We start from the raw sequence: 14256 nt of genomic DNA, 5'->3' as shown, positions 1-14256 counted from the left end.
CAGCACAATTATACATTAATGTATTTTTCACGATTTGGCAGCCAGCAATCAATTAATTGTATGGCGTTTTGTGGATAGTTGTTTTGGAAATCATAAGATGCTTGTTGCACTTCACTAATCAAATGCTGATCGCGAATCAAATCAACCACTTTAAAATTAGCCATACCCATTTGCCGAGTTCCTAAAATTTCGCCACTACCACGAAGTTCAAGATCTTTTTGGGCAATAATAAAACCATCATTACTTTCACGCATTACCTTCATGCGTGCTTGGGCAATTTTGCTTAAAGGCGCTTGATACATCAGTACACAATGAGACACTGCCGAACCTCGTCCAACTCGTCCACGTAACTGATGCAATTGTGCTAAACCTAATCGTTCTGCATTTTCGATAATCATTAAACTAGCATTAGGTACATCAACGCCAACTTCAATAACCGTTGTGGCGACAAGCAATTGAATTTTTCCGGCTTTAAAGTCTTGCATCACCGACTGCTTTAAATCAGATTTCATTTTGCCATGCACTAACGCAATACTTAAATGAGGCAAACGCGCTTGTAATTCAGCAACCAACATTTCAGCCGCTTGTGCATCAAGCGTTTCGGACTCTTCAACCAAAGTACATACCCAATATACTTGGCGATTGTCTAAACAGGCTTGATTTACACGTTCAATGATCTCATCTCGGCGAGTATTAGGTATAACAACTGTGGTGATAGGCGTTCTTCCTGGTGGCAATTCATCAATGACTGAAACATCGAGATCGGCATAAACAGTCATGGCTAATGTTCTGGGGATAGGCGTTGCGGTCATAATTAATTGGTGAGGATAAATATGATCTTTAATGCCTTTTTCCCAAAGACTTAAGCGCTGATTAACACCAAAACGGTGCTGCTCATCAATAATCACTAAACCTAATGAATTAAATTGCACTTTATCAACAAATACCGCATGCGTTCCAATTAACATGGTAAGTTCACCATTTAAAATACGCTCATAACGCTGACGCTTATTTTTAGCGGTTAATGTCCCTGATAACCAATCCACAGAAATGCCAAGAGGATCAAACCATTGTTTAAAATTGTTATAATGTTGTTCTGCTAATATTTCAGTCGGCGCCATTAATACCACTTGTCGATTATTTTCTATTGCATTGAGTGCCGCTAGTGCTGCAACTAACGTTTTGCCAGAACCAACATCTCCCTGAATTAATCGCATCATTGGAGTTGGTTTTGCCATATCTAGATAAATATCTTGAACCACTCGTTTCTGAGCATGAGTGGGGTAAAAAGATAATGAAGATAAAAACGGTTTTATAAACTTTTGACTGACATTCATTGCATAAGCTTGCTGCTTTTGATTATCTGTTTTCAACATCAACATGCTTAAATGATAAGCGAGCAATTCTTCAAAAATAAACCGTTTAATTGCAGGGTGTTCCCCATTCGACAATTGATTTATATCAGTATCTATTGGTGGGTTATGAATAATATTTAACGAATCGAAAACAGTGAAATAGCGACTCGCTAGCGATGCCGGTAAAATTTCTTTTGGCGGGTTACGGTTTAATAATAGCAGTGCAGCTTGAATCAGTTTACGAATAATATTTTGAGTAAGTCCGTAAGTCGTTGAATAGATAGGCGTATATCTTTCTTCATTGCAATCAGAAGCTAACAAATTATTCTCAAGATTACCTTTAACTTTATATTGTGGATGAATTATTTCAGGATAGTTTTTTCCTCTTTTTACCTCACCATAAGCACTTATCCACTTACCTTGCATTAAACTTGCTTTCATCCCAGCATTAAAATTTATAAATCTTAATATTGCTATTCCTGACTCATCTTGAATATAACAAACTAACATTTGCTTACGCCTAAAGATGACTTCAGTTTTTATGATACACCCTTCAATCGTAGTATACCCACCGATAGCCACATCACCAATGGCACAAGTCGAAGTGCGATCTTCATAACGCAAAGGAAAATGCAATAATAGATCTTTGACGCTATAGATACCTAATATATTGAATTTTTTTTCTAAACTTGCACCAACTCCTGTTAATTTTATCAACGGTAAATGGTCCAAAAAACGATTTATCATAATTACTAATTTATATTTCGTGTAACACTCACTACATCCGGTTGTAGTGACATTTTACGAATTAACTCATTAAGTTGCTGAGTATCTTTCACTTCTATCTGCAAGATGATTGTATAAATTTGTCTATCTTTTTCTTCAGTATTTAACCATTGCAAGTGGGCATTTTCATCATTAATAATTGAAAGAATATGTGCTAAAGAACCTTGAGTATTTAAAATATCGACCCAAATTTCAGCAACAAAGGATTGAGAAATATTAGGAGCCCATTTAAGCGCAATATATTTTTCTGGGTTATGTTGATAGCCTGTAATATTTCGGCAAGATTCATGATGTACTGTCAGTCCTTTTTCAGGGCTAACATGGCCAACAATAGGATCATTAGGGATAGGATGACAACACTTAGCAAACGTAACCAAAACGCCTTCACTGCCGGTAATAACAAGTGTTTTATTTGGCTCTGCTTTATTTGGTAACAGCGATTTATGTTCTAAACCTTTGACAATAAAATGACTCATAATATTGCCTAATCCAATTTCGGCCAAGACATCTTCAAAATTGGACAACTTTGTTAATTCAACCACTCGATCTTTTTGGCTCGATGATAGCCCACTAATACCTCCAGATTTAACTAACGAAAGGTTAAGTAAACGCCATCCTAATTCAATTGCATCCTCACGTTTAAGCGTTTTAAGCGCATGACGAATACGAGATTTTGCTTTAGCACTAACTACAAAATTCAACCAATTCGCGTTAGGTCGTCCTTCTGGAGAGGTAATAATTTCCACGGTTTGCCCGCTACTTAGTGGTTGTGATAGAGGATAAGGTTTACGATCAACAATCGCTCCAATACATTGATAACCAATATCTGAATGAACCGCGTAAGCAAGATCAACAGCAGTCGCCCCCTCTGGTAACTGAACAATACGCCCTTTAGGGGTAAAAACATAAATTTCTTTAGGAAACAAATCTGATTTTACATTTTCGATAAACTCAAAAGAATTACCTACACTTTGTTGTAGTTCTAACAAGCTTTGCATCCAGCGTTGCGCTTTAATTTGCGTGGTAGTATTCAACTCATCTTTTTCGTTATATGCCCAATGTGCAGCAACCCCCATTTCAGCCATTTGATCCATGTCTTCAGTACGGATTTGTACTTCAACTGGAGTACCGTGTGGTCCAATTAATGATGAATGTAATGACTGATACCCATTCGCTTTAGGAATCGCTATATAGTCTTTAAAACGATTTAGCCGTGGTTTATATAAATTATGTACCAGCCCAAGCGCACGATAACAAGCATCGACATCTTTAACCACAATTCTAAAAGTGTAAATATCCATAATGGAATGAAACTGCTGTTCACGCAGTTTCATCTTTTGATAAATCACATAAATATTTTTTTCGATACCTGTCACATTGGCATCAATATGTGCGTCACGTAATCGCTGCTTTATTTCAGACAAAATTCGTTGAATCAGTTCTTTTCGTTTATTTCGCGCTGTTTTAATTACTTTTTCAATCACTTTAGCGCGATTGGGATGCATTGCTGTAAAGCCTAAAATCTCGAGTTCAGTTTTAATATGATGAATACCTAAACGATGAGCCAAAGGAGCATAAATTTCGAGAGTTTCTTTGGCAATGCGACGGCGCTTGTCGGGTCTTAAGGCACAGAGTGTGCGCATGTTATGAGTGCGGTCAGCTAGTTTAATTAAAATAACACGCACATCTTCGGTCATGGCAAGCACCATTTTCCGAAAATTTTCAGCTTGAGCCTCTTGTCTGTTACGGAATTTTAATTTATCAAGTTTAGAAACACCTTCAACTAAAATGGCAACATGTTTACCAAATTTATTCGTAATATCTTGAAAGGTAACTGGAGTATCTTCGATAGTGTCATGCAAAAGTGCAGCAATAATGGTTTCATAGTCAAGCCGCATCTCAGCTAAATTTGTTGCGACTGCAACTGGGTGAGTGATATAAGGTTCACCACTACATCGGAATTGCCCATCATGTGCATTTTTAGCAAAAAGATAAGCATCTTGAATCAATTTGACTTGTTTAGGCGGAAGATAAGATGCTACAACCTCTTTTAAGCTATCGAAATATTGCATAAGCAATTCCTGTGAAGCTTATTCGTACGATGGTGTATTTTCGAGAAGAATCGACTCATGAAGTGTTGCGCGCACTTCTGCTTCTTCATCTTGACGCGCTTGGAAATCAGCAATATCAAGAATTTGTTTATTGACAAGACCATCTTCTATTTCACGTAAAGCAACAACAGTTTCTTTGTCGTTTTCTTCCGGAACCAGTGGAGATTTATTTTCAACCTGTAGTTGACGAGCGCGTCTTGCTGCTACAATAACGAGATCAAAGCGATTACCAATTTTTTCTACTGCATCTTGAACAGTTACACGTGCCATTTTTACCTCTAAAATTGTTTACTAAAATGCTTCATATGAAAGATCTGACATTGTACTTAAATTTATAGGCGATTGTCTATATTAATATTGCTTCATCTATCGAAATCAAAGGATGTGAGATAAATAAAAACAATCTTTCCGATTTTATTAACGGTCACGATAACTGGACAGATTCATCATCAACTTTATTATTTATATGTTCCTTGCTTTGGACTAATTTAACCGCAAAATAAAGATCATAAGCAAAATCAATATAATTATCATCAAGCTTAATATTCATTTGTTTAAACCAGTTTTTGAGCGTTTTGCGTCGGCCAGATAAGATTAAAGTCACGTTTCTTACTTTTAAAGACTTTACTAATTCATCAATGCCCGACAAAACACTCACATCTTTATAGGTAAAACAAGGAATCGCATCGACAATCACATAATTTATAGTTTCTTGTGCTTCGTCAATATAACTAATAATTCTTCGTTTAAAATAAGCAATATTGAAATAAGTTAACGGAGAATTAAATCGATAAATCATCGTATTATTGACTGGTCGTACATCCTGACCTATTGAATGAATTCGACCACTTTCATCAATACCTAGCAGCTGATCTTTTGGCCTAAATACACGGCGTAAAAATAAAAATAGGCCAAGGAGTACTGCTAACGCCATACCAGGAATAATGCCAATTACGAGCACTGAAACGAGTGTTGTCAAACTTAAATAAAACGCATCTCGATCAAATTTAAAAAAGCGGATAATTGTTTGAAAATTGATTAACGAAATTGAAGAATAAATTAAAATCACTCCTAATACGCAAGTTGGAATAAATTGCAAAGGTGAAAGAAAAAACAACACAACTATACCAATTAACATTGCAGCAATAATCGAAACGAGTTGAGTTTTCCCCCCATTGGCATCATTCACAGCGGTTCTTGATGATGTGCCACTAACCACAAAGCCTTGTGATAACCCTGCTACAATATTGGCGATACCTAACGCTTTAAATTCAACATCAGCATTGGTTTCATAGTTATTTTTGGATGCAAAACTGCGCACGGTTATCATCATACTCACAAAACAGATGATGGCAATATTAAGCGAAGGCACAACTAAATCACGCATTAAACCTTTATCGAAATCAAGCCATGATTCGACAGGAATAAAATCACCGCTCACATTACCAATAATACGAATATTAAAATATTCAAAATTAAACAACCATGAAAAAAACGTCATCACAATAACGGCTAACAGCGGTGCTGGATATTGAGGCTTTAAACGCTTTAAAACAATTAAAATTAATAACGTAAAAAATGAAACCAGTGCAGTACCTATATGGATTTGTAGTATTTTAAAAGGGAAATACATAATTCGCTCAATCAAATAAGAATAATCATAACTAAAGCCCAATGTTTTGGCTAACTGATCAACCATAATGGTGATTGAAATACCATTTAGTAAACCAATTAAAATAGGCTGACTAAGCAAGTCGGCCAAGGCACCCAGATGCAACTTTCCTGCGATGATACACCAAATACCGATCATGATTGTTAATATTACAACTAATTGCCAACGCAATATTGGATCATTTGCCGCTAACGGTAATACAACAGCCGCAACCACAGCACAAGTAGCCGTATCAGGCCCAACAATCAGTTGCTTAGAAGAACCAAAAAACGCATACACAATTAAAGGCAAAATGGTCGAATACAATCCTGCTATAGCGCCAACGCCAGTCAATTCAGCATAAGCAATTGATACAGGTAACGAAACAGCCGCAACCGACAAGCCAGCCTTAAGGTCAAAAGTAAAATATTCGCGTTTATACTGTAATAAACTACTTAATCCTGGCATCCATGAAGTTATTTTCTGGAAAAAAGTACTGTTTAAAAACCTGCCCATACTACTCCTTTATTTTCCGGCTATACTCATATTATCAATCAAAATCGAACCACATTGAATATTCGTTCTTGTTTCGACATCATTACCAATTGCCACAATATTTTTATACATATCTTTAAGATTGCCAGCAATAGTAATTTCGCTAACCGGATATTGAATTTGTCCGTTTTCAACCCAAAACCCAGTGGCTCCGCGTGAATAATCGCCTGTCACACCATTAACACCTTGCCCCATTAATGAAGTCACCACAATACCTTTATCCATTTTTTTAATCATATCATTAAAATCAACATTAGTTTGGCTTGGTGAAACCCGCCAATTATGAATACCACCTGCATGCCCAGTCGATGTTAAGCCCAATTTACGCGCAGAATAGTTACCTAACAAATAAGTTTGCAACACGCCTTGTTCAACAATATTACGTTGAACTGTTTTGCTACCTTCATTATCAAAAGGTGACGACCCAACGCCTTTTAGAATATGAGGATCTTCATAAATGGTTAGCCACTTAGGAAAGACAGCTTGCCCAACACTATTTAATAAAAACGAAGATTTCCGATAGATTGCACCGCCACTTATAGCGCCTACTAAATGCCTAATTAGCCCAACGGCAACTTCAGCACTAAATAGCACTGGCGTTTGCATGGTTGCGATTTGTTTAGCGCCTAAATTTGAAATCGCTCTATCAGCCGCCTGCATGCCAACCCAATTTGGTGATTTTAATTCACTAAAATCGCGTGATGAAGTATAAGCATAATTACTTTCCATCTGCCCTGCTTGTTCAGCAATGACAGAACATGAAAGTGAATGTGAACTTGCACAATAACCTTGTAACATCCCCAAACTATTGCCATACACATAAACACCATAGCGACTACTAAAATGACCTCCATCAGTATTAATTAATTTTGAATGATTGAGCGCGGTTAACTCGGCTTGTTTGGCCAGCTCAATAGCATTATCAACATTCAAATCACTTGGGTAAAATAAATCTAAATCGGGTGGATTAAATGCCATTTGGCTTACATCGCCCAAACCAGAACAAGGATCGGGCGAGGTGTATTGCATAATATTAATTGCCATATCCACCGTGTGCAAAATAGCCTGTTCGGATAAATCATTGGTTGATGCACAGCCTTTACATTGATTTTGATAAACCGTAATGGATAATGCCCCATCACTATTAAATTCAACATTTTCGGTTTCGCCAAGGCGCGTACTGACACTAATACCTGTTGACTTGTTAATCGACACCTCAACTTCATCAACTCGCGACTTTGCTTGATTAATGGCATTAGCGACAATTTCTGATAAATTCACTTTTTGATTTAAAGCTTCTTTTTTAATCTGTTCAATACTCATTTTATTATTTTCTACAATTCTGCTAGTGATACGTTATAATAAGCCAGAATTGAATATTAGTTAACAAAAGAAATAACATGAATCACAATCAAGAGACAAATCTAGAACCCAACTTTATTATTGACAATGAAGACGAAGAAATCATTTACGTTAGCAAAAGTGAAATCAAACGCGATGCCGAAGCCCTAAAAAAATTGGGTATTGAACTTATCAATTTAAGCAAGAACGAACTGGAAAAAATCCCTCTTGATGAGGATCTTATTTATGCTATTGAACTTGCGCAAAAGATAAAAAAAGAAGGGTATCGCAGACAAATTCAATATATTGGCAAGCTTTTACGTAGCCGAGATATTGAACCTATTAGCCAAGCGCTTGATAAGCTCAAAAATCGCCACAATCAGCAAATTGCCTTATTTCACAAACTTGAAAAGCTACGCGATGATCTGATTGCAACTGGTGATGCTGAAACCATTATGGACTTATATCCAACAGCCGATCGCCAGCAACTGCGCACCTTAGCCCGTTTAGCTAAAAAAGAGCAAGAATCCAATAAACCCGTCAAATCGGCAAAGCAAATTTTTCAATATTTAAAAGAATTGAGCGATACAGAATAATCTTTATAATGTGCGCTTATTGTTATTAACAAACACTATATAAACTTAGATAGAGGATACAAAAATGGGACTTTTAAATGTACCAGCAGGTAAAGAATTACCAGATGATATTTATGTTGTGATAGAAATTCCAGCTAATGCTGATCCAATAAAATACGAAGTCGATAAAGATACGGGTGCTGTATTCGTTGACCGCTTTATGGCAACAGCAATGTTTTATCCATGTAACTATGGTTATATTAATCACACATTATCATTGGATGGTGATCCAGTTGATGTATTAGTCCCAGCACCATACCCATTACAACCGGGTTCTGTTATCCGTTGTCGCCCAGTTGGGGTATTAAAAATGACTGATGAAGCAGGTCAAGATGCAAAACTAGTTGCAGTACCTCACAGTAAACTATCAAAAGAATATGATCATATTAAAGATGTTGATGATTTGCCTGAATTACTAAAATCACAAATCAAACACTTTTTTGAACAATACAAAGCATTAGAAAAAGGTAAATGGGTTAAAGTTGACGGTTGGGACAATGCTGAGGCAGCTCGTAAAGAAATTATTGAGTCATTTGAACGAGCAAAAAATAAATAAAATGGAGTGATAAAAAAATAATCGTTGATTAAAGCCATAAATACTATTTTATGGCTTTTTTGTTTTTGATTAATTTATTAACATTCAAAATTAATTAAAAGTTTTAACTATACAATAATTTGCCTTTTATCAATTTATAAGTAATTATCTAAAAAATTAAGAAAAACTAAATTCTAAGCAAAAAAAATTATTATTAATATCTTGCTTTTGGTTATAATTTATGCGGTAATAGCACTGGGTAAACAACAAAGTTGAAATTATGAAAACGACTAACTTTGGTAATGTGGTTTTGAACGTTTATCATGGTTGTGAGTTACATAATGAAGACAATGTTAAAACTCATACCAGCCTAAAAGGCTAATTATTAATTATTGTTAGGATGTCTAGTAAATGAATAAGAAAACAGGCCAAGTAAAATGGTTTAATGAAAGTAAAGGTTTTGGTTTTATCACACCTGCGGATGGAAGTAAAGATGTATTTGTTCACTTTTCTGCTATTTCAGGAGATGGTTTTAAAACCTTAGCTGAAGGACAACAGGTTGAATTTGCGATCCAAGATAGCCCTCGTGGACCAGCAGCAGCTGAAGTTGTTGTAATCTAGTTCAACTTTAAATAATTTATTTCCATACTAGCAAAACGCTCGCCTACAAGGAGAGCGTTTTTTATATCAAAAAGCTAAAAAATTACACGTAATTTAGCATAGAAAAAAAGCGACCCTAAGGTCGCCATTTTAACAAAACTAGGATAAAGGCTAATTTTTACTTAGAAATAACAGCAATTAAATCTAATACTTTGTTTGAATAACCCACTTCGTTGTCATACCAAGAAACAAGTTTCACAAAGTTATCACTTAATTGAATACCAGCTTTAGCATCAAATACAGATGTACAAACTTCACCTAAGAAATCAGTAGAAACAACATCATCTTCTGTATAGCCAAGAACGCCTTTCATCGGACCTTCAGCAGCTGCTTTGATAGCTTTACAGATATCTTCGTATTTAGCAGGTTTTTCCAAACGAGCAGTTAAGTCAACAACAGAAACATCTGGAGTTGGAACACGGAAAGCCATACCAGTTAATTTACCATTTAACTCAGGAATCACTTTACCTACTGCTTTAGCAGCACCTGTTGATGAAGGGATAATGTTTTGCGCAGCACCACGACCACCACGCCAATCTTTATGAGATGGACCGTCAACCGTTTTTTGAGTTGCAGTAGTTGCGTGAACAGTAGTCATTAATGCTTCAACGATACCAAAGTTGTCGTTGATAACTTTAGCTAAAGGCGCTAAACAATTAGTTGTACATGATGCATTTGAAACGATATCTTGACCTGCATAATCTTTATCATTAACGCCGATAACAAACATTGGCGTGCTATCTTTTGATGGACCGGTTAAGACAACTTTTTTAGCACCTGCTTGAATATGCTTACGCGCAGTTTCGTCAGTTAAGAATAGCCCTGTTGCTTCAGCAACAACATCAACACCGACTTCGTCCCATTTTAAATTAGCAGGATCGCGTTCAGCAGTAACACGGATTGCTTTACCGTTAACAACCAATTTACCGTCTTTAACTTCAACTGTACCGTCAAAACGACCGTGAGTTGAATCATATTTAAGCATATAAGCCATATATTCAACATCTAATAAATCGTTGATTGCAACAATTTCAATGTCTGAACGTTTTTGAGCAGCACGGAAAACAATACGACCAATACGGCCAAATCCATTAATACCTACTTTGATTGTCATAACAATTACCTTCTTTTTTGTGTTTTTAATGTTAAAAATATTTCTTGTAAGCTATCAAATTTTAAAGATTTATTCAAGAAGATTCCTAATAATTAAACACGAATTGATTAAATAGATTAGACCAAGTGCAGGTTAGATAAATTATCGCAAATAAAATCATTGTGTTATTTAAATTAACCGCTCAGCATGATAAAGCATACTATAGTCATACATTACTCCCAAAAGTTTATATGCGCTATCGATTCAACCGAATAAAAAGCGAATTGAAATATTTCGCTTTAAATATCTATTAAAACTACTCCAAAACTATATTACATGCTAATAACCCAACTCAGTTGTATGAGCTAAACACTTTAATAAGTGTTGCTGTAACAGTTTAAGATTTTATTCAACCGTTCGGGTTGTTACCGATAATTGAATAAATACATTAGTGATAGTTACACTTCGCTCAGTTGTCGGCATATTCTGATGCAGAAATAAGATAAACAAAACAAACTATTGTTTTTGGTTAACAACAAAAAATACTAATATAATCAATTGTATTTTCGAGCGTTCTTTGCGAAAAATAAAACTTTTTTGGTGGTTGGAATGGATTAGGTGCAGTGCTTTTGAACGTCTACAGTTTAGATGTTCAAAATAGCTACCATGAACATTTCCAAAACCTAACCGCCCCCCCCAATAGCTTATAGAAAACCTAAAAAAACTTCATTTTTTCAGATATAGCATTGATAAGATTTAAATTTTTAGTTTTTTTGATTTAAATCATGTTGTGAAAAATTCAGTATTTTCTTATAAAAAGAAACAAGTTAATGAGTTGATTTCGTTAATATTGCACTAAAATATCATTAAATAAATCCAATAATTTATATACCGTCGAACAAATCCAAGCTATAACCTTTTTATCTACATCTTGCAAAATTTATCCATCTAGTTTACTTTACCTATTCAGATAAAACTAAATAACTAGAGTGTAAGCATGATGATATCATTCAAAGAGCAACAACAGCGAATTAGTTTTGTTAAGCAATTTTTTGCCAATCAACTTGCCGAGAGTCTATCACTGATCGAAGTGCAAGCCCCGTTACTAAGTAAAGTTGGCGATGGTATTCAAGATAATTTATCAGGCACTGAGCACGCAGTCCAAGTTAAGGTAAAAGCAATACCTGATGTACAATATGAAGTGGTACATTCACTGGCTAAATGGAAGCGCAAGATTCTAAGTGAGCACAATTTTAAAGTTGGCGAAGGCATTTACACCAATATGAAAGCGCTACGCCCAGACGAGGATCAACTTTCGCCCATTCATTCCGTTTATGTCGATCAGTGGGATTGGGAAAAAGTGATTCGCCCAGAAGATCGCAATTTAACTTATCTCAAACAAACGGTTAACAATATTTATACTGCGATTAAGGCGACCGAAAAGACAGTTTCACAGCAGTATCATCTTTCGCGATTTTTACCCGAATCAATCACTTTTATCGATAGTGAACAGCTATTAAAACGTTATCCTAATTTATCCCCAAAAGAGCGTGAAAACGCCATAACAAAAGAACTGGGCGCGGTGTTTTTAATTGGTATTGGTGGTAAGTTGTCAAATAATGAAAAACACGACGTGCGTGCACCCGATTATGATGATTGGAGTAGTGATAACGATTTAGGCTCTAAAGGATTAAATGGCGATATTTTAGTGTGGAATCCGATTTTAAATAGCGCAATTGAAATTTCATCAATGGGCATTCGAGTCGACCCAGAGACATTAAAACGTCAATTAAAATTAACTAATGATGAAGATCGTCTACAACTAACTTGGCATAATTCATTAATTAATGGTGACTTATTACAAACTATTGGCGGCGGCATTGGCCAATCGCGTTTGATAATGTTGCTGTTACAACAAAAACATATTGGTCAAGTACAAGCAAGTGTATGGAGCGATGATGTCAAAGCAAATTATAGTCAATTACTATAACAACACACCATACAAACATAGGGCTTTACGCCCCATGTTTTTGCTTTAAAAACACTAGTTCGGTTGCCGTAAATTATTGACTTTGTGTTGGAGTAGATTCGGTATTTTGTAACACTGGTTGCTGCTGTTCAGTTGGATTTATTTTTGATGGCTGTGATGCTTTATCAGCACCGCTTTGCATTGGTTCATCTTTTGCATTGCTTGTCTTATCTTGCGACTCAGTTGCTAATCCGTCTAAACGAATATAAACAATATGTTGCTGACCACGATCACATGATCCTACTATTTTACCTTCAATTTGTTGTTCGGACTTATCAGCTGGTTCAAGTTTGAGTTGAAACAGAGATGGAGCAACGCCATTATTTTTGATTTTTTCGGCAATATTATTGCTAATTTCTTCACAATTTGATGCCGCAGCTAACATAGGTAAACCAAGTAAAAACAAACCAATTAATTTTTTCATTTTCTATTCCTTTCATATATGATGAAATTATCGTATGCATTATAAAACGATTAGTCAATCTGTCTATCTTGTTTTAATGTGTGATTAAAACAATTGCCAACATAGTTACACATCTAACAAACTTGTCATTTTGTCGGATAATGTTAATGCGAACCGCCTAACTCAATTTATTCACTATAAAATTTGATAAGTGTTTAACAAACCTGTTGATAACTTAGTAATACAATGATTATTAATTATTTTTTTAAAAGATTAAATCTTAACCAATCCTGTTTGTGATTTTATTTTGTTGAAAAAAATTAACCTTAATAAGTAAAATAGCCATAAAAAAAAGTAAAAAAGTAATTAGTAATCAATAGTTTAATAACAATCATAGCGCGGTAAAAAAAGCGATTAAACCGAAAAATACGCCAGGAGAATTAGCAATTGCAATTGGCCAGTCTTTCTTTTCTCTCAATAAGCCATAGCTAACCCAAAGCGAGCAGTTAATAGCTGCTGCTAACGGTTGAGTAGGATTTGATTTAAACCCATGTAAATTATCAATGATTTGCGGCACATAAGAAACATACATCCCTAATGATGCTATCGTAGCTATAATCCCTAAAATACGAAAAGCCTTTGGTGAAAGATGCAAAATTGCCTCCTAATATCGTTTATGATTTATCATCTAATACCAATGATTATAGCTAGTTAGAGTATTGTCAGTAAACCATAAACTGGGAAAAGCGGTGTAAATTAGGTTAAAATAAGTCGAACAATTACCCTAGTTTGACTTATGAACTCATATTATTTATAAGGGATTGACATTTAATCATCAGGTTATAAAAACGTTCCAATCATTTGTAATGCAGCGTGATAACAACTAACACGGCGTAACTAATTTCAATAATTGGTTAAACGGTTAATGTTACTTAATCTCGCCTTCAACTATTTTAGTCAATTATGTTACTGATAACGCAAAACGGATTTGAAATATTTATTCACCATATGATTTGATAAGTACTGAATAAGCCTGTTGATAACTCAATAATATAATGATTACTTATTAATTTTTAAAAAGGTTAAATATTAAACTATCCTA

12 protein-coding genes are annotated in these 14256 nt (G+C 35.2%); 4 read left to right on the top strand and 8 right to left on the bottom strand.

Annotated elements, in window-relative coordinates; genetic code table 11:
* Positions 1 to 8: 8 nt before the first annotated feature.
* The 5 genes from recG to pmbA form a co-directional block, all read right to left on the bottom strand.
* On the bottom strand, positions 9 to 2102 hold the full coding sequence (gene recG / locus ACYIAM_RS06775) for an ATP-dependent DNA helicase RecG (RefSeq protein WP_483747712.1): 2094 nt from the start codon (positions 2100 to 2102) through the stop codon (positions 9 to 11).
* 5 nt (positions 2103 to 2107) lie between these two features.
* Positions 2108 to 4213: a bifunctional GTP diphosphokinase/guanosine-3',5'-bis pyrophosphate 3'-pyrophosphohydrolase gene (spoT, locus tag ACYIAM_RS06770; RefSeq protein ID WP_483747711.1), complete on the bottom strand. Its 2106-nt coding sequence runs from the start codon at positions 4211 to 4213 to the stop codon at positions 2108 to 2110.
* An 18-nt stretch (positions 4214 to 4231) separates the two neighbouring features.
* On the bottom strand, positions 4232 to 4522 hold the full coding sequence (gene rpoZ / locus ACYIAM_RS06765) for a DNA-directed RNA polymerase subunit omega (protein WP_160431732.1): 291 nt from the start codon (positions 4520 to 4522) through the stop codon (positions 4232 to 4234).
* A 154-nt stretch (positions 4523 to 4676) separates the two neighbouring features.
* A complete protein-coding gene (locus ACYIAM_RS06760; RefSeq protein WP_483747710.1) occupies positions 4677 to 6419 on the bottom strand; it encodes a SulP family inorganic anion transporter in 1743 nt (580 codons plus the stop codon).
* Between the two features lie 9 nt (positions 6420 to 6428).
* On the bottom strand, positions 6429 to 7781 hold the full coding sequence (gene pmbA / locus ACYIAM_RS06755; protein WP_483747709.1) for a metalloprotease PmbA: 1353 nt from the start codon (positions 7779 to 7781) through the stop codon (positions 6429 to 6431).
* 77 nt (positions 7782 to 7858) lie between these two features.
* On the opposite strand from pmbA, the gene yjgA reads away from it, so the two are divergent.
* The 3 genes from yjgA (at position 7859) to cspE (ending at position 9590) form a co-directional block, all read left to right on the top strand.
* On the top strand, positions 7859 to 8395 hold the full coding sequence (gene yjgA, locus ACYIAM_RS06750) for a ribosome biogenesis factor YjgA (RefSeq protein ID WP_483747708.1): 537 nt from the start codon (positions 7859 to 7861) through the stop codon (positions 8393 to 8395).
* Positions 8396 to 8459: 64 nt separating this feature from the next.
* Entirely contained in the window at positions 8460 to 8990 is a 531-nt protein-coding gene (gene ppa / locus ACYIAM_RS06745; protein ID WP_483747707.1) for an inorganic diphosphatase, read from the top strand.
* A 390-nt stretch (positions 8991 to 9380) separates the two neighbouring features.
* On the top strand, positions 9381 to 9590 hold the full coding sequence (gene cspE / locus ACYIAM_RS06740; RefSeq protein WP_025315032.1) for a transcription antiterminator/RNA stability regulator CspE: 210 nt from the start codon (positions 9381 to 9383) through the stop codon (positions 9588 to 9590).
* 157 nt (positions 9591 to 9747) lie between these two features.
* On the opposite strand, the gene gapA is transcribed toward cspE, so the two are convergent.
* Positions 9748 to 10743, bottom strand: a complete 996-nt coding sequence (gapA, locus tag ACYIAM_RS06735) for a glyceraldehyde-3-phosphate dehydrogenase (protein WP_174796268.1) — start codon at positions 10741 to 10743, stop codon at positions 9748 to 9750.
* A gap of 976 nt (positions 10744 to 11719) precedes the next feature.
* Here gapA and asnA point away from each other — a divergent pair.
* The gene (gene asnA, locus ACYIAM_RS06730; RefSeq protein ID WP_483747706.1) at positions 11720 to 12712 is read left to right on the top strand and encodes an aspartate--ammonia ligase; all 993 of its coding nucleotides are present in this window, start codon (positions 11720 to 11722) and stop codon (positions 12710 to 12712) included.
* A 73-nt stretch (positions 12713 to 12785) separates the two neighbouring features.
* On the opposite strand, the gene ACYIAM_RS06725 is transcribed toward asnA, so the two are convergent.
* Both ACYIAM_RS06725 and ACYIAM_RS06720 read right to left on the bottom strand, forming a co-directional pair.
* Positions 12786 to 13175, bottom strand: coding sequence for a DUF1161 domain-containing protein (locus ACYIAM_RS06725; protein WP_483747705.1), 390 nt, complete (start codon positions 13173 to 13175; stop codon positions 12786 to 12788).
* 370 nt (positions 13176 to 13545) lie between these two features.
* A complete protein-coding gene (locus ACYIAM_RS06720; RefSeq protein WP_081303094.1) occupies positions 13546 to 13809 on the bottom strand; it encodes a SemiSWEET family transporter in 264 nt (87 codons plus the stop codon).
* Positions 13810 to 14256 lie beyond the last annotated feature (447 nt).

It is taken from the genome of Gilliamella sp. X-60 (genome assembly GCF_057063585.1).
The sequence above is the reverse complement of the archived record's forward strand: the minus strand, read 5'-3'. Positions and strand labels throughout refer to the sequence as shown.